The sequence below is a fragment of the Kaistella jeonii genome (assembly GCF_000812865.1).
In the GTDB taxonomy this organism is placed as follows: Bacteria; Bacteroidota; Bacteroidia; order Flavobacteriales; family Weeksellaceae; genus Kaistella; species Kaistella jeonii.
Genome location: NZ_JSYL01000002.1, coordinates 500,431 through 523,485 on the forward strand (window position 1 = coordinate 500,431; position 23,055 = coordinate 523,485).

The window sequence follows — 23,055 nt, forward strand, 5'->3', positions numbered from 1 at the left end:
CGTTTCGAAAATTTACTTTTGCAAAATGATTTCTCTGCAACCCATTCAAACCTTAAAAATTCCCGAATTTCGAAATTTAATGACCGGAAGATTTTTTCTGATTTTAAGTTTCAGAATGTTAGCAACCTTAATGGGATGGTGGATTTATCAACTCACCAAAGATCCTTTTGCGATTGGTTTGATCGGTTTATCTGAAGTAATTCCGGCAGTTTCGACCGCGCTTTACGCAGGACATGTTATCGACAACTCCGAAAAGAAAAGACTCTTGTTAATTTGCAATTACGCCTATGTTTTCCTCATCAGTTTATTATCGATTCCCGCATTTTTCGGACATCAATTATTACATTTCAGCAATGTAGAGATTTCCTATTACATTTACGCCGTCATCTTTCTTACTGGATTTTGTCGTGCATTTATCGGACCCATTATTCCCTCGATGATTCCAAAAATTGTATCGAAAGAAGAACTTCCGAACGCGATCACGCTCAATCAGGCGACATTTCTTACAGCCTCTGTTTTCGGACATGCTTTAGGAGGATTTTTGATTCATTGGATCGATGTTTCCGGGACCATTTTAGTTGTGGTTGGCTTAATGATTTTCTCCTCCATTTTCTTTTGGCTCCTGAACCAACATCCCTCCGAAAACAGTGATAAAAGCATTGGTGTAGTACAAAGTATGCGGGAAGGTATTGCCTTCATTTACAAAACAAAAGAAATTTTAGGCGCGCTCAGTCTCGATATGTTTGCCGTACTTTTCGGCGGCGCAGTCGCTATGATCCCCGTTTTTGCAACCGATATTTTAAAAGTGGGCGCAGAAGGTTTTGGGTTGCTCAATGCAGCTTCAGACATCGGCTCCATGTGTATAATTTTAACGCTGGCCTTTTTCCCTTTAACCAAAAATCAAGGAAAAATATTATTGATCGCTGTTGCGGGATTTGGATTGTGTATCATCGGTTTCGGATTGTCAAAACTCTACTGGCTTTCCTTTATACTGCTCGTTTTCAGTGGAATGCTCGATGGAATTTCCGTCGTTATTCGGGGAACAATTGTACAGTTGAAAACGCCCAATTATATTCGTGGCCGCGTTCTGAGCGTAAATTCAATTTTCATCATGTCGAGCAATGAGATGGGACAATTTGAGAGCGGCGTCGCAGCAAAACTTTTGGGCGTCGTGCGCTCCGTCGTTTTCGGCGGTACCATGACGGTTTTAATTGCACTTTTGGTCGCGAAGAAAGTCCCTAAACTTCGCAAAATGAATTATTAATTTTTAAGGAGCAACAAGAGTTTCGCTTCTTAATAAATATAAACCGGCTCTACGTTGCAATCTTTTTTGCCAAAGCTTTATCCAACGCTAAAAAAAAAGGATTTCCACTTCGATCCGGGCTAGAATAAAACAACAGCTTCTGCCAACTTATCAACATCAAACCGAATTGACTGCTAGTGATTTAAGTCACAATTCAGATTCAATGTTGATTAAATAATTTGAATAAAAACTTTAAAAAACTATCTTTGTCTCATGACACAAAAGGAAACTTTATCTTCACTCATTCATGGTAATTTCGCGAAAGAACTTTCTATTTCCGACGGCAAAATGCCGCCAAATGCAATAGAATTCGAGAAATTGGTGATCGGAACTTTTTTGATCGATAAAAAAGGACTCGATTATTCTATTGATTTATTAACGGCTGAAGTGTTTTACGATCCCCGTCATCAGGAAATATTTACGGCAATTTTAAAATTATACGAAGGAAATCATCCTGTCGATTTAATGACCGTGATTCAGCAACTCAAAAAAACTGAAAAACTTAGTTTTGCTGGTGGTGATCATTATATCATTGACTTAACAATGGGAGTTTCTTCAAGTGCTCACATCGAATATCATGTTCGTGTCATCCTGGAAAAATTTATCCTTCGAAGTTTAATTAATGTCTCTGCAAACGTCATCGACAGTTCTTACAAAGAATCCACCGATGTTTTTGAATTGCTGGATAAAGCAGAACAATCTTTCTTTGAGATCACCAACGGAACCATTAAAAAAGGTTTCGATACCGCAAATACTTTGGTAAAACAAGCCATCGAAACCATCAAAGCGTTAAAAGACAAAGAAGGAATCTCCGGAATCCCCTCTGGATTTAAAGATATCGACAAAGAAACTGGTGGTTGGCAAAATTCAGATTTAATTATTATTGCAGCGCGTCCCGCCATGGGAAAAACGGCATTCTTGCTTTCTATGGCGAGAAATATTGCCGTAGAACATAAAATCCCTTTAGCTTTATTCTCTCTGGAAATGGCGTCTGTGCAGTTGATCACCAGAATGATCGCATCGGAAACCGGCATTTCTTCAGAGAAATTGCGAAAAGGACAAATGAGCGATGAAGAATGGCAGCGATTATTTTCCAATGTTTCTGCTTTAGAAAACGCTCCTTTATATATTGATGAAACGCCGTCGCTTTCTGTATTCGATTTCCGTGCAAAATGCCGAAGATTGGTCATGCAGCACGGCGTGAAGATCATCATGGTCGATTATCTTCAATTAATGACCGCAAACTCCGGAAAAGGGGGTGTTGGAAATCGGGAGCAGGAAATTGCAATGATCTCCCGATCTTTAAAAGCGATTGCAAAAGAACTGAATGTTCCTGTAGTTGCACTTTCCCAACTTTCCAGAAGTGTAGAAACGCGCCCCGGAAAAAGACCAATGCTTTCTGACCTTCGGGAATCTGGAGCTATTGAACAGGATGCCGATATTGTTTCCTTTATTTTCCGCCCGGAATATTATAAGATCGCGACCTGGGATAATGACGAAGATGGTGGTGAAACTTCTACTGAAAATCAGGCAGAACTTATTATCGCAAAACACAGAAATGGTGCAACAGCTGATGTGAGAATGTCTTTCTATAAAAATATCGCAAAATTTGCCGACCTCGATCTATTTGGAAATCAATATGGAACCGGCGGTTATCAACCTTCTAATTTCGGGCAACTTGATGCTCCGAGCGGATTTGAGAAAATAAAAACGACCATCGATCCCGGTGCTGCTTTTGATTTACCGAGCAAGCAAAATCTTTCCGGTTCTTCGATGAATGATGCAGATGATGATGACGATTTTCAATTTTAGGAATGAGCCTTAAAATAGAAATTTTTACCGACGGTGCCTGCAGCGGAAATCCGGGACCAGGAGGTTACGGTATCGTCATGAAAGTTCCCGAGAAAAATTACGAAAAAAGATATTCCCAGGGATTTCGCCTCACCACCAACAACCGCATGGAATTATTGGCGGTAATTACGGCTTTAGAAAAAATAAAATCTACGGAAAACGATATTCATATTTATACCGACAGCAAATATGTTGTAGATGCTATTCAAAAAAAATGGCTGCAATCCTGGGTGAAAATTGGATTTAAAAATAAAAAAAATCCTGATCTCTGGAAGAGAATGATCCCTTTGCTCAAAGACTTTAAAACTACTTTTCACTGGATCAAAGGTCACGCCGGACATTTAGAAAATGAAATCTGCGATCAACTTGCTGTAAAAGCTGCTCAAACAGAACCATTGCAAATTGATGAGTTTTTTGAAAACCAACAGAACGGCGGACTTTTCTAAGGATCAATTGCTTCGCAGTGAATAGTGAATTGCTTCGCGTAAATGAGCGTTGCTGTCAATGTCCGATTTTTAAATTCAATTGAAAAAATTGAATATTCCATTTTAGAAACTCACTATTGACCAAATTGACTCGAGAAATTCACAATTCAGTCATTCACCCGAAGAAACTCAATCATAGAAATTCTCTACCAAATCTTCACCACCATTTATTTATCTTTGTTTTATGAATTACCTAGAATCTCTGCGCAACCGCTATTCTGTGAAAAAATTTGATAAAAATAAAGTTGTTTCCAGTGAATTGATCACTAATATTTTAGAAGCTGCAAAACTTTCCGCAAGTTCGTTGGGACTTCAACCATACGAGATCATTATTGCAGAAAGTAGTGAAATGAAGGAGAAATTAATACCCGCTTTTTATAATCCGTCTCAAATTTCTACGTGTTCCCATCTGATCGTTATTACATCTAAAAACAATATTAGTCCGGATTATATTGGCGAATACTTCACGCAGATCTCTACTACGAGAGAAATTCCTTTAGAAACCCTCGATCCATTTCGGGAAAGCATCAGCAAGCACATCCAAAAATTAAGTAGTGATGAAGTCATGACCTGGGCCGATAAACAAAGCTACATTGTTCTGGGAAATCTCATGTTTGCTGCCGCTTTAGAAAATGTAGATACTTGTCCGATGGAAGGATTTAAACAGGAAATTATTGATGGAATTTTGGGGCTGGATTCGCAGATTGAAAAAGTCGCCGTGACTTTAGCACTCGGTTATCGCTCAGAAGAAGATGAGTTTCAGAATTTTAAAAAAGTCCGGAAACCCAATGATAAATTGTTTAAATTTATTTAAAACATGGTTACAATAAAAGAAATAAATTTAGAAAACTCAGATCATCAATCAATTGAAAATTCTTTTAGAAAATATTCAATTAGAAAAGGAAAAATGATAGAGTTTGCAAGTAATTCAGGTTATCAAAAAATTGCTGACAAATTCTTTTTTGCTAATGAAAATGATAGGTATTTTGAAGCAACAAGGATCAAGTATCCTTTTGAAAATATTTTACCAAGACTAATTTTAAAAATTGACAAAAATAATTTCCACAATATTAAAATCCGTTTCAGTATAATTTCGGGAATATATTTTCTATTTTTATATATAATTTTATTAGTTTTTTTAGGGCTTGTAATTTTTAAAAACAATTTTAACGGAGATATTTCAATTATTTTAATATTAATTTTAATTCAATTTATAACAACCGTAATTGAATATAAATTATCATTGAAAATTATAAAAAGAATAATATAACTTAAAACTCAGCAATAAAAAACTTCAAATACCAACTTATTAATGATAAAAGCAGACGTACTCGTTATCGGATCAGGAATCTCCGGACTTTCTTACGCCATCAAAATTTCTGAAAGAATGCCCGAAGCGAAAATCATCATCGTCACCAAAGCCGATGAAGATGAAAGCAATACCAAATATGCTCAAGGCGGATTAGCCGTCGTAACAGACTTCGACAAAGATGGTTTTCAAAAACATATCGACGATACGATGAGAGCCGGCGACGGTGAAAATAATCTGGAAGTCGTGAAAATGGTCATCGAAGAAGGTCCCGAAAGATTCAGAGAACTCGTTGAATGGGGAACCAATTTCGATCAGAAAGATGGTCATCTCATGCTTGGAAGAGAAGGCGGACACACGGAAAACCGAATTGTTCACCACAAAGATATTACCGGAAAAGAGATTGAGCGCGCTTTATTGGCCACTATTAATAAATCTCCGAATATAGAAATGATGGCGCATCATTACGTCATCGATTTGATCACGCAACATCATGTTCCGGGAAAAATTTTCGATTTTGATAAAATCGACTGTTATGGTGCTTATATTTTGGACGAAAAAAATAAAAGCATCAAAAAAATTACAGCGAAAATAACTTTAGTAGCTACAGGAGGAGCTGGGCATGTTTATAAAAACACGACCAATCCGATCATTGCAACAGGCGACGGAATTGCTTTCGTACACCGAGCACGTGGTAAAATTTCAAACATGCAGTATTATCAGTTTCATCCGACCGCTTTATATTCTAAATTGGACGGAATGCTGTTTTTGATTTCCGAAGCAGTTCGTGGTGATGGTGCCAAACTAAGAACCAAAGACGGTAAAAAATTCATGCACAAGTATGATGAGCGCGAAGAATTAGCATCCCGAGATATTGTCGCAAGAGCGATTGACAGCGAATTAAAGATTTCCGGCGACGAATATGTTGGACTCGATTGTCGCGATATGGACCACGAAAAATTTGTCGAACACTTTCCAAATATTTATCAAAAATGCCTGGATGAAGGAATTGATCCTTTCAAACAACTCATTCCGGTAGTTCCGGCTTGTCACTATTTAATGGGCGGAATCGACATTGACCGAGACGGACAAAGTTCCATCAAAAACTTATTCGCGGTCGGAGAATGCACCAATTCCGGATTGCACGGTGCTAATCGACTGGCATCCAACTCTCTATTGGAAGGAATGGTTTTCGGTCATAATGCAGCTTTGAAAACCGTCGAACTTTTAGAAATTAATGATTTCAATTTTGATGACTTAAAAGCAATTCCCGAATGGAACGAAGAAGGCATGAAAATGATGGATGAAATGGTCATGGTTTCTTATCTTCGCCGACAATTGCAGGAAATGATGAGCGATTTGGTAAGTATTGTTCGAAGCAATGACCGATTAGCATTGGCAAAGAAAAAACAGCAGGAAATTTTCGAAGCAGTGAATGAACTGTATAGTTATTCCATTTTGTCGCCGAAACTTTCGGAACTCAGAAACTTGACCAATATTTCCTATCTGATCATCAAACATTCCTTATTAATGAAGGAGAATAAAGGTGCATTCTTTAATAAAGATCTGGTATAATTTTAAAATTTAATTTTATGGGGCAGCATTTTCCGCCCTCCGTTCCCGCTTTTTTTATTACTGTCTTCGACTTCGCTCAGCCATTAATAAAAAAGAGCTCCACTCAGGTCGGGCTGTGAAAGTTGGCATAAAAACAAAACTTCGATTAGAAAGATCGTCTGTTTAAAAGATTTATATGAAAGATTATTGTCAATAGAAACGACGTTTTTAGCTGAAAAAAAGACCGAAAAGGCGTTTCTTAGAACTTTATAAACTTAAAAATAGAAAAATGAAACTTCCTCCAATAATTTCCGCTAAAGAATTTCAGAATTTAAATAGAGAAGACCTCGTCATTGTTGATGCCGGAAGTGGCGATTCAGCGTACGAGAATTATTTGAAAGAACATCTTGAAGGTGCTTTATATGTAGATCTGAATAAAGATCTAGCCGAAATTCCACAGCATGCAAAAAACGGAGGAAGACATCCTTTACCAAGTTTGGAGAAATTTGCTGAAGTGTTATATCGATTAGGAATTGATGAGAATTCTCATGTCATTGTTTATGATGATAAAAATGCTTCCAACGCTGCTGCAAGATTTTGGTGGATGTTGCGATCTGCCGGAATAGAAAAAATTCAGGTTTTAAATGGTGGTTTGCAAATGGCAAAAGAAAAAGGATTATCCACCAATTCAGAAATCATTGAAGCTAAAAAAGTAGAGAAAATTTCTTTAAAAAAGTGGAAACTACCAAAAGTAGATCTCGATTTCATCGAAAAAAATTCTGAAAATGCCGAATTTCTAGTGATTGATGTTCGGGAAAAAGACCGTTATGATGGAAAGTCTGAACCTATTGACGAAATTGCGGGACATATTCCCGGCGCCATTAATGTTACTTTCAAAGAAAACCTCAACGAAGACGGAACCTTTAAAAATCCTGAAATGCTACGCGAAAAATATGTGAAGCTATTAAAAAATATTCCTTCAGAAAAAATAGCAATTCATTGTGGATCAGGCGTCACAGCTTGCCACACTTTACTGGCTTTAGATTACGCAGGATTTGAAATCCCAAATCTTTATGTTGGTTCTTGGAGTGAATGGTCCAGAAATGATAAAGAAATTGCAACAAATATTTAAATAAAATTTAAACCGTCAGGTTATAAAAACTCCTGAAGATCTACAAAAATATAAGAAATGAAAAAACCTGCATACGTCACAAAAGAGGCGTTGAAAACTTTTATCACCAATGCTTTAGAGGAAGATATTCACGATGGTGACCACTCTACTTTGGCGACTATTCCGAAAGATTTACAGCAAAAAGCTAAACTTCTGGTTAAAGAAGACTGTATTCTCGCCGGAGTTGAACTGGCAGAAATTATTTTTAAACAGTTCGACAAAAATCTGGTAGTAGAACGTTTGTTAAAAGATGGTGACACGGCAAAAGTAGGCGACATTGCTTTTTATGTTACTGGAAGTGCGCGTTCGATTCTTTCCACAGAACGATTTGTTTTAAACTGCATGCAAAGAATGAGCGGCATTGCAACTTTGACTCATGATTGGGATTCAAGATTATTGGGTACCAAAACTAAACTTTTAGACACCAGAAAAACGACTCCAAATTTCAGGATGTGTGAAAAATGGGCAGTTGTAATTGGTGGCGGGACCAATCACCGATACGGATTATATGATATGATAATGCTCAAAGACAATCATATCGATTACAACGGGAGCATCACAAACGCCGTAAAAATGGCAAAAGATTACGTAAAAAAAACTAAAAAGAAATTGAAAATTGAAGTAGAAACCCGAGATCTTGCTGAAGTTGTAGAAGCAATAAAATCTGGTGCGGATCGAATTATGCTCGATAATATGGATACTCAGACCATGAAAAAAGCAGTTCATCTCATCAATGGTAAATGCGAAAGTGAAGCTTCGGGCGGAATTACGAGAGATCAGTTAAAAGATATTGCGAATACAGGTGTAGATTTTATTTCAGCAGGGGCCTTAACGCACTCTGCAGCCAATATTGATCTAAGTTTGAAGGCTGTGAATGATTTACAGTAAAAACACCTAAGTAAGGTTAATTTTATATATAACACATTTAACATAAATTTATTCAGTGCATAAAAAATGGTCTAATGGACTTTTAGTCAGCTGATTAATTAATTTTTTAACAAAACTTTAAAATTTAACAATTTATTAATAAATGTTCCGAATTTTTTGAATATTTTTGCACCAATTAATTAGAATTAAACCTAAGTTTAAAATTTATGAAAAGTAATTTGTTAAAAAAGTCGATGTTAACTGTGGTTATCACACTTTCTACAGCAAGTGTATATTACGCACAGTCTGTGAAAGATACCATAAGCAGAGAAGCTGATATCGAGCAAGTTGTACTTACGGGTGTTGCTGATATTGCAAAGGACCGCAAAACTCCGGTAGCTGTTTCTACTATTAAAGAAGCACAAATCGTAGAGAAATTGGGTAACCAAGAGTTCCCAGAGATTCTAAACACCACTCCATCAGTTTATGCAACGAAAGGAGGTGGAGGTTTCGGAGATTCAAAATTGAATATTCGAGGTTTTGATCAAAAAAATATCGCCGTAATGGTAAATGGTGTTCCTGTGAATGACATGGAAACCGGAGCTGTTTACTGGTCTAACTGGGCTGGTTTATCTGATGTAACTTCTGCAATGCAGGTACAGAGAGGATTAGGTTCTTCTAAATTAGCAATTGCTTCTGTTGGAGGTACCGTAAATATCTTAACAAGAGCAGCAGACAAAAAAGAAGGTGGAACCGTTTCAGTAGGAATGGGAAACAATGGTTATTTGAAAACACTTGCCGCTTACAATAGTGGGAAAATGGCAAATGGTCTTTCTACTTCATTCTTATTAAGCAGAACTGCAGGTTCTACTTATGCAGACGGAACTAAATTTGAAGGCTATAACTATTACTGGGCTTTAGGATACAAAAAGGGTAATCACGATTTTCAGTTTACTATTACTGGTGCACCACAAACTCACAACCAAAGATTTTCTTACGTAACACTTCAAAATTATATCAAATACGGATCTGACGGTGAACCAAACATCAGATACAATCCAGATTGGGGTAATTTGAAAGGGGAAGAATATTCTATGAGAGTAAATTATTACCACAAACCGGTTTTATCTTTGAACTGGGACTGGAATATTTCTCCAAACTCTAAATTAAACACGGTAGCTTATGCTTCTTTTGGTAGAGGTGCAGGAACTGCTCCTGTTGGAAAATCTAACGGAAAAGATCTTACAAATTTCGTTACACCACAAGGAATTCTAGATATTGACGGTATTGTCGCAAGCAACGCAGCATCTACTCCAGACAAAGGGATCTTAATTAGAAATGCTTCTATTAACTCTCACAACTGGTATGGTGTTATCTCCAGCTTTAATCATAAAATAAATCAAAACATTAACTTCACAGTTGGTTTTGATGGAAGATATTACTACGGATATCATTATCAAATTGCAACAGATCTTTTAGGAGGTTCTGCATACAGAGATCAAGGTAATAAAAACCTTTGGGTTCCAAATGCACAAAATGTTTTGGTACCAGGTTACAATTACGTATCAAACGCTTTTGCTCCTAAACCAGACTGGAATCCTTTCGGAGGAAAAATTAATAATATTAGCGACCGAATTGGTTTCAACAACGATGGTGAAGCTCTTTGGTATGGTGGTTTCGGACAATTAGAATATTCTAATGACAAACTATCTGCCTTCTTACAAGGTGCAGTTTCTCAACAGGGCTTCCAAAGAATTGATAATTTCTTAGTTGATGGAAGATCATTACTAAATGGTCTTGTCGCAGGTTATGCAACTTCTGCAACAAACCCAGCGTTAATTCAAGCTACAGCAGCGAATCCTGCTCTAAATACAAAAACAGGCTTCAAAAATATTTTAGGATATAATGTTAAAGCAGGTTTAAATTATAATATCGATGAACATCACAATGTTTTTGGAAATATTGGTTATTATTCTAAACAGCCTTTCCTAAACGCAGTTTATCCAAACAATAAAAATTACCTGAACCCAAATCTTACCAATGAAAAAATATTTGGTGTAGAATTAGGATATGGTTTCCGTTCTGCAGTCTTTAATGGTAACCTTAATGTGTACAGAACTTCTTGGGCAGATCGATTGTTAAGAAAATCTAACGGTAATATTACTTTACCAGACACTTCTGTTTATTTAAATACTTATGCAAACATTAGTGGAATTACCGAAATTCACCAAGGTGTAGAATTTGACGGAAATGCTAGATTAACAAAATATTTATCATTAACAGCAATGGCATCAATCGGAGATTGGTACTATAAAGGACAAGCAACCGGAGATGTATTCGACGAAACAAACGTACCAGTTCCAGGACAATCTTCTCAAACTTTATATTTAGATAAAGTAAAAGTGGGTAGTGCAGCACAAAGTACTTATGCAGCTGGTTTCATTTTAGAGCCGGTAAAAGATCTTAAACTTGATGCTTCTTACAGATATGTTGACCGGTTATATGCAAATTTAAATGTTACCAGTTTTAGCACTACAGCTGCACAAGATGCAGGAGCTTTGAAATTACCTTCATTCGGATTGTTTGATCTGGGAGCTTCTTACAAATATTACATCAACGCGAAACAGTCTTTCACAATCAGAGGAAATGTTTACAACGTATTTGATAAAGTGTATATCTCAGAATCAAATACCAATATTTTTTCAGGTTTGTCCAAAGATCAATATGCAGCTTTGAATCCAGCATTTACAGGGACTACTTTAACAACTAATTATAATAATTACGTTGCAGCAGGAACTTACAATGGAGTAAGCCAGCAAAATCAAGCTTATTTCGGATTCGGAAGAACTTGGTCAGCGAGTTTAGCTTTCAACTTCTAATCACTTAGATTTTATAATATCTAAATCCCGGCTTTTCGCCGGGATTTTTTTTATCTTTGCCGTTAACATTAAAAAAAATAAAATGGATTTTTACAACATTTTTCTTCAGGCACACAAAGGATTTGGTTACTTGGTTTTATTACTCGTAGCAGTATTCCTAATTTCTTTACTCGTTTGTATGTTTGGGTACTCCGGAAAAATTTCTAAATTATTGAAAAAGTCTACTTTAATTACCATGATTATGTTTCATATTCAGGCATTGGTAGGAATTGCCTTACTATTTATCTTTTCACCCGGTTTTAAACAGGCTTTAGACGGCGGAACATTAATGAGTGACTCTGCAACCAGACACACCTTTGTAGAGCATCCTTTTTCAATGGTTGTTGGAGCGGTTTTAATGACCATCATCAATAAAAAATTAAAAACAAACGATAAACTCAATTTCGGAATCGTAATTATGGGCGTTGTTGCAGTTATATTATTTGCGTACGCTTTCCCTTGGATGAGAGTTTTCGGATCGTAATTAAGCAGTCATTCTAATTTTTATCTTAAATAAATGAAAGTAGCACTTATTGGCGCAACCGGAATGGTGGGTCAAGTAATGTTAAAAGTTTTAGAGGAAAGAAATTTTCCACTTACTGAATTAATTCCTGTAGCCTCCGAGAAATCGGTTGGTAAGGTTATTATTTTTAAAGGAAAGGAATGCAAAGTCGTATCCATGCAAACCGCGATTGATATGAAACCGGAGATCGCGCTTTTTTCTGCAGGTGGAACAACTTCTCTGGAATTTGCACCGCAATTTGCCGCCGCAGGAACTACGGTGATCGACAATTCTTCCGCATGGAGAATGGAAGCTGATAAAAAGTTGATCGTTCCTGAAATCAACGCTACAGAACTTACCAAAGAAGATAAGATCATCGCAAATCCAAACTGTTCGACGATTCAGCTGGTAATGGTTTTGCATCCTTTAAATCTGAAATACAACTTGAAACGAGTTATTGTTTCCACGTATCAATCTGTTACGGGGACAGGGAAAAATGCAGTTGATCAGCTCAATGCTGAGATCGAAGGCACTAATGATGTCGCAAAAGTTTATCCTTATGAAATTTTCAAAAATGCATTGCCGCAATGTGATGTTTTTTCAGACGATGATTACACGAAGGAGGAAATAAAATTAATGACCGAACCGAAGAAAATTTTGGGCGATCACACCTTTAACATTACCGCGACAGCAGTTCGTGTTCCCGTTCAAGGTGGTCATTCCGAAAGCGTAAATATCGAATTCGAAAATGATTTTGATTTGGATGAGGTTCGAAATATTCTTTCAAATACGCCTGGAGTCACTGTTTTAGATGACGTAAAAAATAACATTTATCCCATGCCACTTTATGCAGAAGGAAAAGATGAGGTTTTTGTCGGTAGAATCCGGAAAGATTTCTCCCAACCCAAAACGTTGAATATGTGGATCGTCGCAGATAATCTCCGAAAAGGTGCCGCAACAAACGCTGTGCAGATCGCAGAATATCTGCTCGAAAACAAATTAGTCTAAAGAAAATGCTCACCAGAAAGTGAGCATTTTTAATTAGATGATTGAAACAATTTTAATTAATACAATATAACTGTAATGACAGAAAACAGCAATTCCCCCAATAATAATTTTGCCTTTCAAAGATGGGTCGCCATTATCGGAATTGTACTTTTCATTGGAAAACTAATCGCTTGGCATTTGACCAATTCCGATGCGGTTTTTTCTGATGCTATGGAAAGTATCGTGAATATCATCGCCGGTTTTATGGGATTATATTCGCTTTATCTCGCCGCAAAACCGAAAGATCGCGAACATCCTTATGGGCATGGAAAAGTAGAATTCGTGACTTCAGGAATCGAAGGAGCGCTAATAATTTTTGCCGGAGTTATTATTATCGTACAGTCTGTCGATTCTTTATTACACGGAAATACGCCTAAACAATTAGATTGGGGAATCCTTATCGTTGCCGTGACCGCCGTAATTAATTACTTGCTGGGTTACATTTCTACTCAAAAAGGCATCAAAGAAAACTCCCTTGTTTTACAAAGTTCGGGGAAGCATCTGCAGAGCGATACTTTAACGACACTTGGAGTAGTCGTGAGTTTGATCTTGGTTTATTTCACAAAACTCTACTGGATCGATGCTGTTGTCGCCTTACTTTTCGGTGGTTATATTATGTTTGTGGGCTACAAAATTATTCGTAAATCATTGAGCGGAATCATGGATGAAGCAGATCTTGGAATGCTTTCCCGCCTCGCTGCTTTTCTGAATGAAAACCGAAAACCGGAATGGATCGACCTCCACAATATGCGAATTCAACAGCACGGAAGCGGACTTCACATCGATGCTCATTTAACAATTCCCTGGTATTTTGAATTGCGGAAAGCACACGAAGAAATGGAAGAAATGTACCGCTTGATCGGAGAAAATACAGACCGAACGATCGAATTCAATTTTCATTTAGATGATTGCAAACCGGCTTCCTGCGAAATCTGTCAAATTTTTGATTGTCCGGTTCGGGAAAGACCTTTTGTAAAAAAAATCGAGTGGAATTACAAGAATATTTCTCAGGTGAGCAAACATGATGTCAATAATTAAAGGCGGTTAATTATCATCTTTTTTCGATAATAAAACAGCGGAATGATCAGTAAGAGGATCAAAGGTTGAATGACAAATCTTCTCATATAAAAAGAAAAGAGATATCCGATCTCAAATTTGGTGTGAATGCAGTACAAATAGATCGGCAAGGTGATCGCGAAAACAATAAGCATTAAAATGATCGCCTGAATGGTCCATTCTTTATTTTTGAAAATAAAATAAACAACCACTGCAGAAAAAAAGAGATTCAGCAAAAAGCGAAATATATAACTAAAGATGAGCTTCGTCCATTCAAAATCAGGGAAAGCTGCATGTTTATTAGCTTCATGAAAATAGTAGAGAAAAGGATCGTAAAAAATCTCATCTTCCAGCATGCGAATGCTGATGAGACCGAAAACTCCCAGAATTACAAAAAGCCAACTAAGTATTTTCATTTTCTGTTTCCTTTAAAGCAAAAAATTTAACCCAGATCAGCCAAAGAAGTACAACGCTTCCATAAATAATCGCTGGGAAAAAATAATCATGACCAATTTTGGAATATTGCGGTAATTCTAAAATAATAATATTGAGTCCGGCAATTCGAAGAATATTCATAAGATGGAGGAATAGCAACCCGAAAACTACAAAAAGAAAAGTTTTTGCGCCTTTGTAAAAAGCAAAAATAAAAGACAAAAACAAAATCATAATCGAAATTGCGTTACAACCTTCGACCATTCTAGACGTATATTTTCCACTGACAAAAAACCATGTTGTTTCATCTTGCGGTTTTCCTGGTATCATTTGCGAAGGATAACCCATAAACTCCTGTACGAAAGTGGTTTGTCTCATGACCCAGGTTGAAAAAGGATCTAAACCTGCATTTTTGAATTCATTCAGGTAAAACTGATACGCCAAAACCATTACCACATATAAAATGATAAATCGCAGCAGAATTTTCAGAACAGGCTTGAAATCAGTGAACATTCCTGCAAATATAATGATTTATAAAATTGTAATTTCCCTATATTTGTAAAAGTATGACCAGGGAAAAGGCACAAGTTTTTTTTGAAGAATTTATCGGCGAGAAAGCGTCCGATTTTTTTAGTTTAGCACAAAGCGGATCTGCAAGAATAAATTTTGTAGGCAAAAGTTCAGACCGAAAATACATCATCACGTTTAATGATAATTTGGCAGAAAACGAAAGTTTCTATTATTTTTCCCAGGTTTTTTCTGAACTTCAATTAAACACTCCAAAAATTTATAAGATTTCGGAAGATAGAAAAATCTATATTCAGGAATTTTTAGGCGAGAATACATTATCAGAAGTTATAGAAGAGGAAGGGCTTTCCGAAAGAACGAAATCTTTAGTTAAAGAAACACTTCAAAAACTTTATGATCTTCAAACGAAGACCGCCGACTCAATTGATTATTCAGAAACCTTTGAATATGAAAGCTACAATGAACTTCCGGTTTTGAATGATTTATTTTATTTCAAAAGTTTCATCGCCGATGTTTTAGAACTTCCCTATCATAAAACAAGTTTGCTTCTTGAATTTAAGAAATTAGTTTCCCGAATTGAAAACCTGGAGCCAAAAGGAATTATGATCCGAGATTTTCAGGCTCGCAATATTATGGTCGATGAAAATGATAAACTGTATTTTATCGATTACCAGTCTGCGATGAAAGGACCGCTCATTTACGATGTTATTTCATTTTTATTTCAGGCAAAAGCAAATTTTCCTAATGATTTCAAAGAGAAAATGCTCAACTATTATTTTTCATTGTGGAAGGACGGGGAAAAAGTTGGGCAGTTGAAAAATTCTTTGAAACCGATTCAGCTTATTCGATTTCTGCAGGTTTTGGGAGCGTATGGTTTCCGTGGATTGATTCAAAGGAAAAAACATTTTATTTCGAGCATCGATCAGGGAATTGAAAACCTTTACAACTTTTCTGAAAACTGGCAGGAAATGAATGAATATCCTGAATTGAAGAAGATTATTTTGCAATTGAAGACGGATGAGGTGAAGAATAAGATTGACCGCATTATTTTTAAACATTAAGATATTTTAGTTTTTAAGTTTTATTAAGGAAAATCTAAAGATTTAATAAGTTGCTGTACAGAGTGCAATACGACCACTTTTGAATTTTTGAAAAAAGAAGTTTATATTTTTAAGGAGTTTAATTATTTTAAATTTTCAAATAATGACAAAAAAAGAAGTTACCCAATTATCATATGAAATCACCGGCTTTGCAATCAAGGTTCATAAAATTCTTGGGCCCGGTCTTTTAGAAAGTATTTATGAAAAATGTTTAGTTCATGAGCTTCAAAAGAATGGATACACGGTGCAGAACAGATAAGAGTGCCAATAATATATGATGATATTGTAATTGATGCAGATTTAAAAGTTGATCTTCTCGTGAATGCACAACTAATGACTTACATGAAATTATTAAAAAAGCCTCAAGGTTTATTAATTAACTTTTTCACGACCAACATCACAAATTCATTAAAACCAATAATAAATGAGTATTTTAAAGATTTACCCGAATAGCAATTTTTTTCAAACCTTAATTCAGATTTATCTGAATTTTAATCATTCTTAAAAACTAAAATACCTTAATGGTTTAAAAATATGAGCAATAAATTAAAGGTAGAAATACACAGTTTTTCCTACAAAAAAGGAGGAATACCGAAAGATAACACCGGGAATGGTGGCGGTTTTGCCTTCGATTGTCGTGGTATTTTAAATCCAGGAAGAGTTGACGAATACAAGCAACAAACCGGTTGTGATATCGGCGTTCAAAATTATCTGGAAACCGTTACCGAAATGCCTAATTTTTTAGAACTCGTGAAAAATATGGTTTCCATCAACATTGATAATTATCTTTCGAGAGGGTTTGAACATCTTCAAATTAATTTTGGGTGTACTGGTGGACAACATCGCTCGGTTTATTGCGCTGAAAAAATTGCAGTATTCATCAAAGGAAAATATCCTGAAACATCTGTTACGATTCAACACGACGAACAGCCACAACTTAATCATCAATAATAATTGATAAATAATAAGCAATAAATGATAGTAATATTACTGATTGCTCATTACCAATTATTCATCAAAATTTATGAAAGCACTTATCTTCGCAGCCGGAAAAGGCACCCGCTTAAAACCCTTTACTGATCATCATCCAAAAGCTCTTGCTGTAGTGAATGAAATTCCTTTGCTGGAAAGAAATATTAAATATTTGCAAAGTTTTGGCATCAATGATTTTGTGATCAATGTTTATCATTTCGGAGAACAGATTACTGAGTTTCTGAAGAAGAATGATAATTTCGGCGCGAAAATTGAGATCTCCGATGAAAAAGCAGAACTGCTCGAAACTGGTGGTGGACTGGTTTTTGCAAGACCATTTCTAGATTTTGAGGAAGATTTTCTTATCATGAATGCAGATATCTTGACAGATTTAGATTTGAATGGTTTTGTGAAATTTCATCAGGAAAAGAAAGATTTCGCTACATTAGCAGTATCTGACCGTATAAGTTCTCGGAAATTACTATTTAATGAAAATATGATCCTGCGGGGTTGGTTGAATGTACAAACCGGCGAACAGCGATTGGCCGAATTCAACAAAGGATTTAAACCCTTAGCTTTTAGCGGAATACACTGCATTAATCCCCGAATTTTTAATAAAATAAAAAGAAAAGGCAAATTTTCCATTATGGAAGAGTATCTTGATTTAATGCACACTGAAGAAATTCATGGCTATGAACATCAAGCCCATTTAATTGATGTAGGAAGACCGGAATCTATTCTGGCTGCAGAAAAAATTTTTAAATAAAAGAATGAGTAAAATAAAAAGAGGGAAAGGAACAACAAAAGACATTACCGGACCCGCATTTGAGATCGATCAAAAAGTACAAAGTTCTTTCAAGGAAAAAACCTGGGACGAAACGATCACCAAAGACAGCTGGATGGTTTTTAAAATAATGGCGGAATTTGTAGATGGCTACGAAAAATTGGCAAAAATTGGTCCCTGCGTTTCTATATTTGGATCTGCACGATTAAAACCAGGCAGTGAACATTATAACATGGCCGTAGATATTGCAGAAAAAATTACAGAAATCGGTTTCGGTGTCATCACAGGAGGTGGCCCCGGAATTATGGAAGCGGGAAACAAGGGTGCACATCAAGGTGGTGGAAAATCAATCGGATTAAACATAGAACTGCCTTTTGAACAACATTTTAATCCTTTTATCGATAAAGGGTATAGCATGGATTTTGACTACTTCTTCGTAAGAAAAGTAATGTTCATTAAATATTCTCAAGGTTTTATCGTGATGCCAGGAGGATTTGGAACTTTAGATGAATTGATGGAAGCAATCACTTTAATTCAAACCAATAAAATTGGGAGATTTCCGATTGTGTTGGTCGGTTCGAAATATTGGAGTGGCTTGATCGACTGGTTCAAAAACACACTTTTGGTAAACGGTATGATCGCTGAAGAGGATCTAAATCTTTACCGGGTTGTAGATACTGCGGAAGACGCAGTTGCCCATATTAAAGCGTTTTACGATAAATATACGGTGAACGTTAACTTTTAGTGGCATTATATTTGAGCCTTTAATAATACAAAAGAAAAAGATGAAAAAGTTTTTACAGATTACGGGATTTCTAGCTTTGATATTGATGATGAGTTTTGCAGAAGCAGATTTTTATTCTTCGATGACCAAAGTAGATTATGTGGAAGGAAGCAAGACCTTAAAATTTACTACAAAAATGAATAAAGAACATATTTCTGATGCCATTAAAATAAATCCAAGTACAGCAGGTTTTGAAGCAGAGGTAAAAAAATATGTTAATAATAATTTTGACTTATACGTTAATGGAAGTGCAAAATCTCTCACTTTCACAGGAAGTCAAATCAATGGTGAATCGGTGTGGGTTTATTTTGAAGCCAGTGGGATTGCTGACATTAGCACTTTGAAAATCAAAAATACCATCATGTTGAGTACCTTCCCAAAACAGTTTAACTTAGTTAATATTGCTTACAAGGGAAATCAGAAAACCATGAATTTCCAGAGAGGAAAAGAAGTGAATGAAGTTAGTTTTTAGAAGAAAAACCATAAATACAAAATCCGTTTCAATTCAATTGAGACGGATTTTTATTTTGAAATACTGCGGAGTATTTCGCTTGACAATTATAAAAGAAAGTCGCTATCTATCATTCAGTTGCTGCATTCCTTCAGATGAAACCATATCATAATTCCAGGCAGGCTCAAAAGTAAGATCGATTTCTACATCAAAACCAGGAAATTCTTTTTCCAAGGCATTTTTAACTCCGGTTTGAATCGCTTCACCCATGGGACAATGTGGTGTAGTTAAAGTCATCGTCACTTTAACAATATTTTCTTCCTTTATTTCTACATCATAAACCAAACCCAAATCGACAATATTGACCATCAATTCCGGATCAATAACTTCGTAAAGAGCCATTTCTGCACGACTTATTTTGTCGTAATTTTTATCTGTTGAATCGAGTATCATGAGATTTTTTTTCTTTTATGAAACATTAATTTAAAGACATTGATATTGTATAAAATGGCAACAATCATCCACAAAATAGCGCCAATTCTAATGACGATGACTTCCTGAATAATTATTCCCAAAGCAAAAACCAGAAATGCAGCAATGAAAATTCTAAATTGCCAAACAGTGAGTTTTTCACTATACAAATCTTTCGGTAAAGGAACTTTTACTTTTCCCGATAAATTTTTATAATGATTATTCCAAATAATAAATGGAAGTGTTTTAAATGTCTTTCCTAAAATAATACTGGTGATCCAACCCATGAATAGTAGCGTTCCGTAAAGTATTGTCCAGCGATAACCCGTAGAAAAATAGATGGCAGGTAAAAGCAATATTGAAAGTACTAAAGCTAAAAAGGAAAGAAAAGCATGCTTCATCAACAACTCTATTCTTTTTCTTAAACGGTTTTTAAAAGTATCGTATAAATATAATAACCAGAAGATAACGCCAATCAAAACCAATGCTGCATAAATCAAAACTCTAACACTTACTCCAATAAAATAACCATCGGTAAGGAAAAGAATCAGTCCAAGATTTTGAAAAATAAAAGCCCATTTCAACAAATATTCTTTCTTCGATTTTCCCAATAAAAACATCGGAACTAATTTTGTGCTTACTCCAGTTATCAATTGCAAAAACCACCCGGCAAATCCTGCATGAGCATGAAGTTTTAAGATTTCTAAATGACTTTGTTTAAAGAATGAAAATTTCAGATTAACAGCCAATAACAAACCGACAACCACGGTAAAAAGCAGCCAAATCGCAGAACTTGTTAGAAAAAGTTTTTGAATCGAATATTTTTTGCATATTCTACTCGTTTTCAAAACATTAAACAAATAAAGACTTGCCGAAATAACAATCAAGGAACCTCCGGAAATCATTACCCAACCAACCGTTAAATTCCAAAAATTTGCGGTCAGCAAAATCATTCCTAAAGTCAAAGTGTACCAAACAAAAGCTGCCATTTTTTCGCTGTACAAATCCTGTTCGCAAATCACAGGCAATAATTGATGAGCCGCACCAAAAATAATCATTGTTCCCCATCCTAAAGCAGCAATATGAACCATCGTCAATAAATGGGGTGTAAAATAATGTCTTGTAAAAGTTTCCGGACTGAAAACCATTAATGCGCAGAGAACAAAAAACATAATCGCTCCTGTTGCATAAAACGGAAGTACTGCGCTATTTCCTGGGGCTTTTCCTATACTAATTTTTGCCATTTATTTTTTGAAGATCAACATTTTTACATTGCCTTCTTCTCTATTATTGATGTGAACTTCGTAATTTTTATCGGCAAGTTCTTCTAATAAATAAACAGGAACTCTTTTATGATTAATGAATAAAGCATTTCCATCCGGAAGTTCTTCTAATTCGGATAGAATCATTTCCATTGGTCCAGGCATTTCAAGTTCGCGTACATCGATTTCTTTGGTTTGTTCTTTGGCAAATTGATTGCAAATCGCCACGAAACTTTCTGCGTCATCCATATTCAATTTTTCCTCTGCTGTTACTGAAGAATGCGTTGCTTCTTTTTCTTTTTTCAAGAAATAGGTTTGAAACTCTTTATCATTAATGGTTTCAACGAAAGTTGCTTCCGCTTTTTCCTGTTTCAAAAGGTGAATTAAAGGCGTCGGTATAAAATTATTGATAATACACAGAATTTTTCCCGGTTCAGTTGTTTTAAAGCGTCCCAAGATTTCCTTCAAAGGATCTGCTCCGTTATCAATAATTGGTCGAACATCATAAAAGTCAATATCTGATTGATTTGCCTTTTGTAGCCAAGTCGGTTTCGGTTCTGCAATTGTTTCCTCTTTTGCGGAAGTTTCTTGTTCAAAAGTAAATCCAAGGGGAAGAAGAACGCGTTTAAATTCTTCAACGGTTGTTCCACCCATTTTTGCAGCCTCACCAATTGTAACTCGAGACGCCATCATTTTTCTTAGGATTGGATTTTTGAGTTTTTCTAAAGGTTTTGCCAAAGAAGCGATTGCATCTACACTTTTCGAATTGAATTTGATCAGTTCTGAAATTTTTGTTTTGGCAGTTATGTTTTCCATAATAGGTTGTGTTCTATATTTTAGAAGTAAATCGTTTTATTATTGGCAAATTTGCTGAGGAGCGAAATCTGCAGCCCGGCTTGAGTGAAGCTCATTTTTTTTGCGTTGGCTAAAGCTTTGGCAAAAAATAGCGGGAACGGAAGACGGAAAAAGCTGCCCAAAAAAATATTTACTTTTACTAAAAAAACTGCAGACCTCATAAAACCGGTGAGTTCTGCAGTAATTTCCATTAATTTAATTTTGCCAATTCTGCATCTAACTGAATTGCTTTCGGAAAAAGAATATTATTTTCCAAATCAATATGGGTTTGTAAATCGCTTTCGAATTCCTGCATTTTTTTAAAAAGAAATTCGTACGAACTGCACGCATCGGCTGGAAGTGTATAATCGTTGGTCAATTTTCTGAAGAATGACAAATCTACACCTGCGATTTCGTGGTCTTTTAACAGCACTTTAATAGGTTCTTCGATTGAACCAATTTTATAGGTAGTTTCCGTTTCTGTATTTCTAGTTTTAGCCACAATTTGCTTAATTACAGGAAATAAAACCTCTTCTTCTCTTACGGTATTGTCTAATAAATCCTGCAAAAAATGATACATTATGGTTGAAACTCGGTTCAATTCCGGATGATTATCGCCGTGATGTTCTGCGACTTTTATAGCTAAATCATTTAGATTTTCGGCGTTATCTTTGATGTAACGGTGATGTGTATTTACAATATAATCGGTTAGAAAATCGAGTTCCCACTTGTCATAATCATAAATTGGGGCTTTACCGGCTTCCACCTTTTTATCACTGCTGCAGGCAAACTGAACTCCTTTAGCTTTTAGCATTTCAGCTTTTTGAATGTCTTTTTCAGAGATGGTTCCGGCTGTTTCGTTCACTGTATTTTTGGCGATTTGAACTTCATATAATTCTGGCCCTTTTTGTAAATATTCCCAGGTAAAAATATCACCACGTTCTGCAATCAATTCGTAATAAAGTGGTTTTGGATCATGATCATTTTCGATAATGAAACTTTCACCAGCTTTCAAAGCATCAAAATATTTAAAAATAGTTGGATGTTTAAACTTGGGTTCGATGGCAGTTACATTTAATCTTTCTACCTCTTTTTGCTCTTCTAAAGGATTTTTACAAATTCTTACGACAAATAATTCTGGCCCTTTTTCGAGGTATTCCCAGGTAAAAATATTTCCTCTTTCACCGATCAGTTCATAATAAAGTGGTTTTGGATCGTGGTCATTTTCGATGACGAATTCTTCGCCAGGTTGCAAGGCGTCAAAATATTTAAAAATAGTAGGATGTTTCAACCGAGGTTCTAATTTGGTTACATCTAAAGTTTCTACTGTTGCCATTTCTTATAATTTTTTTAGTTAAATAAGTATTGTTAAAT

The 23,055-nt window shown here is 35.7% G+C and carries 26 protein-coding genes; 19 read left to right on the forward strand and 7 right to left on the reverse strand.

The features are described 5' to 3' along the window. The first annotated feature begins 25 nt into the window (after positions 1-25). The 12 genes from OA86_RS04950 (at position 26) to OA86_RS05005 (ending at position 14,045) form a co-directional block, all read left to right on the forward strand. Positions 26-1,264, forward strand: a complete 1,239-nt coding sequence (locus OA86_RS04950; protein ID WP_039349678.1) for an MFS transporter — start codon at positions 26-28, stop codon at positions 1,262-1,264. A gap of 252 nt (positions 1,265-1,516) precedes the next feature. Next, positions 1,517-3,115, forward strand: a complete 1,599-nt coding sequence (gene dnaB, locus OA86_RS04955; RefSeq protein WP_039349681.1) for a replicative DNA helicase — start codon at positions 1,517-1,519, stop codon at positions 3,113-3,115. 2 nt (positions 3,116-3,117) lie between these two features. Then, positions 3,118-3,600: a ribonuclease HI gene (gene rnhA / locus OA86_RS04960; RefSeq protein ID WP_039349684.1), complete on the forward strand. Its 483-nt coding sequence runs from the start codon at positions 3,118-3,120 to the stop codon at positions 3,598-3,600. 223 nt (positions 3,601-3,823) lie between these two features. Beyond that, positions 3,824-4,453 carry an NAD(P)H-dependent oxidoreductase gene (locus OA86_RS04965; RefSeq protein WP_039349687.1) on the forward strand — a complete coding sequence of 210 codons (630 nt, stop codon included), beginning with the start codon at positions 3,824-3,826 and terminating at the stop codon, positions 4,451-4,453. Positions 4,454-4,456: 3 nt separating this feature from the next. Then, entirely contained in the window at positions 4,457-4,909 is a 453-nt protein-coding gene (locus OA86_RS04970) for a hypothetical protein (RefSeq protein WP_039349688.1), read from the forward strand. Between the two features lie 42 nt (positions 4,910-4,951). After that, positions 4,952-6,523, forward strand: coding sequence for an L-aspartate oxidase (nadB, locus tag OA86_RS04975; RefSeq protein WP_039349689.1), 1,572 nt, complete (start codon positions 4,952-4,954; stop codon positions 6,521-6,523). Between the two features lie 268 nt (positions 6,524-6,791). Further along, on the forward strand, positions 6,792-7,634 hold the full coding sequence (locus OA86_RS04980) for a sulfurtransferase (protein WP_039349690.1): 843 nt from the start codon (positions 6,792-6,794) through the stop codon (positions 7,632-7,634). Between the two features lie 57 nt (positions 7,635-7,691). Continuing rightward, complete coding sequence (gene nadC, locus OA86_RS04985) at positions 7,692-8,561, forward strand: carboxylating nicotinate-nucleotide diphosphorylase (RefSeq protein WP_039349693.1); 870 nt, start codon at positions 7,692-7,694, stop codon at positions 8,559-8,561. Positions 8,562-8,767: 206 nt separating this feature from the next. Then, positions 8,768-11,419, forward strand: a complete 2,652-nt coding sequence (locus tag OA86_RS04990; protein WP_039349696.1) for a TonB-dependent receptor — start codon at positions 8,768-8,770, stop codon at positions 11,417-11,419. A gap of 82 nt (positions 11,420-11,501) precedes the next feature. After that, entirely contained in the window at positions 11,502-11,942 is a 441-nt protein-coding gene (locus OA86_RS04995) for a hypothetical protein (RefSeq protein WP_039349698.1), read from the forward strand. 33 nt (positions 11,943-11,975) lie between these two features. Next, complete coding sequence (locus OA86_RS05000; RefSeq protein WP_039349699.1) at positions 11,976-12,968, forward strand: aspartate-semialdehyde dehydrogenase; 993 nt, start codon at positions 11,976-11,978, stop codon at positions 12,966-12,968. A 75-nt stretch (positions 12,969-13,043) separates the two neighbouring features. Beyond that, on the forward strand, positions 13,044-14,045 hold the full coding sequence (locus OA86_RS05005) for a cation diffusion facilitator family transporter (RefSeq protein WP_039349701.1): 1,002 nt from the start codon (positions 13,044-13,046) through the stop codon (positions 14,043-14,045). Here the strand turns inward: OA86_RS05005 and OA86_RS05010 are convergent. Next, complete coding sequence (locus OA86_RS05010; RefSeq protein ID WP_039349702.1) at positions 14,042-14,479, reverse strand: exosortase F system-associated membrane protein; 438 nt, start codon at positions 14,477-14,479, stop codon at positions 14,042-14,044. The two genes, OA86_RS05005 and OA86_RS05010, sit on opposite strands and share 4 nt — an antisense overlap. Beyond that, a complete protein-coding gene (xrtF, locus tag OA86_RS05015) occupies positions 14,466-15,008 on the reverse strand; it encodes an exosortase family protein XrtF (protein WP_039349708.1) in 543 nt (180 codons plus the stop codon). The genes OA86_RS05010 and xrtF overlap by 14 nt, the downstream gene beginning before the upstream one ends. A 53-nt stretch (positions 15,009-15,061) precedes the next feature. Here xrtF and OA86_RS05020 point away from each other — a divergent pair, with 53 nt between their 5' ends. The 7 genes from OA86_RS05020 to OA86_RS05045 all read left to right on the forward strand — a co-directional run bounded on the left by OA86_RS05020 (position 15,062) and on the right by OA86_RS05045 (position 19,135). Beyond that, a complete protein-coding gene (locus OA86_RS05020; RefSeq protein ID WP_039349713.1) occupies positions 15,062-16,084 on the forward strand; it encodes an aminoglycoside phosphotransferase family protein in 1,023 nt (340 codons plus the stop codon). 142 nt (positions 16,085-16,226) lie between these two features. Next, a complete protein-coding gene (locus OA86_RS15960) occupies positions 16,227-16,382 on the forward strand; it encodes a GxxExxY protein (protein ID WP_260241636.1) in 156 nt (51 codons plus the stop codon). A 2-nt stretch (positions 16,383-16,384) separates the two neighbouring features. Next, the gene (locus tag OA86_RS15965) at positions 16,385-16,576 is read left to right on the forward strand and encodes a GxxExxY protein (RefSeq protein ID WP_260241637.1); all 192 of its coding nucleotides are present in this window, start codon (positions 16,385-16,387) and stop codon (positions 16,574-16,576) included. A gap of 81 nt (positions 16,577-16,657) precedes the next feature. Next, positions 16,658-17,074, forward strand: coding sequence for a RapZ C-terminal domain-containing protein (locus OA86_RS05030; protein WP_039349720.1), 417 nt, complete (start codon positions 16,658-16,660; stop codon positions 17,072-17,074). Between the two features lie 73 nt (positions 17,075-17,147). After that, a complete protein-coding gene (locus tag OA86_RS05035; RefSeq protein WP_039349723.1) occupies positions 17,148-17,861 on the forward strand; it encodes a nucleotidyltransferase family protein in 714 nt (237 codons plus the stop codon). Positions 17,862-17,865: 4 nt separating this feature from the next. Continuing rightward, complete coding sequence (locus tag OA86_RS05040) at positions 17,866-18,624, forward strand: LOG family protein (RefSeq protein ID WP_082017292.1); 759 nt, start codon at positions 17,866-17,868, stop codon at positions 18,622-18,624. Between the two features lie 40 nt (positions 18,625-18,664). Next, positions 18,665-19,135, forward strand: a complete 471-nt coding sequence (locus OA86_RS05045) for a DUF6702 family protein (RefSeq protein ID WP_039349727.1) — start codon at positions 18,665-18,667, stop codon at positions 19,133-19,135. A 102-nt stretch (positions 19,136-19,237) separates the two neighbouring features. Here OA86_RS05045 and OA86_RS05050 read toward each other — a convergent pair whose 3' ends face one another. Genes OA86_RS05050 through OA86_RS05070 form a run of 5 tightly spaced genes read right to left on the reverse strand, consistent with a single transcriptional unit; the run spans position 19,238 to position 23,017 of the window. Continuing rightward, positions 19,238-19,567, reverse strand: a complete 330-nt coding sequence (locus OA86_RS05050; RefSeq protein WP_039349729.1) for a metal-sulfur cluster assembly factor — start codon at positions 19,565-19,567, stop codon at positions 19,238-19,240. Beyond that, entirely contained in the window at positions 19,564-20,829 is a 1,266-nt protein-coding gene (locus OA86_RS05055; RefSeq protein WP_039349730.1) for a hypothetical protein, read from the reverse strand. The genes OA86_RS05050 and OA86_RS05055 overlap by 4 nt, the downstream gene beginning before the upstream one ends. Then, complete coding sequence (locus tag OA86_RS05060; RefSeq protein WP_039349733.1) at positions 20,830-21,663, reverse strand: DUF2249 domain-containing protein; 834 nt, start codon at positions 21,661-21,663, stop codon at positions 20,830-20,832. A 20-nt stretch (positions 21,664-21,683) separates the two neighbouring features. Beyond that, entirely contained in the window at positions 21,684-21,893 is a 210-nt protein-coding gene (locus tag OA86_RS05065) for a hypothetical protein (RefSeq protein WP_039349735.1), read from the reverse strand. Next, the gene (locus OA86_RS05070) at positions 21,893-23,017 is read right to left on the reverse strand and encodes a DUF2249 domain-containing protein (protein WP_052257394.1); all 1,125 of its coding nucleotides are present in this window, start codon (positions 23,015-23,017) and stop codon (positions 21,893-21,895) included. The genes OA86_RS05065 and OA86_RS05070 overlap by 1 nt, the downstream gene beginning before the upstream one ends. Positions 23,018-23,055 lie beyond the last annotated feature (38 nt).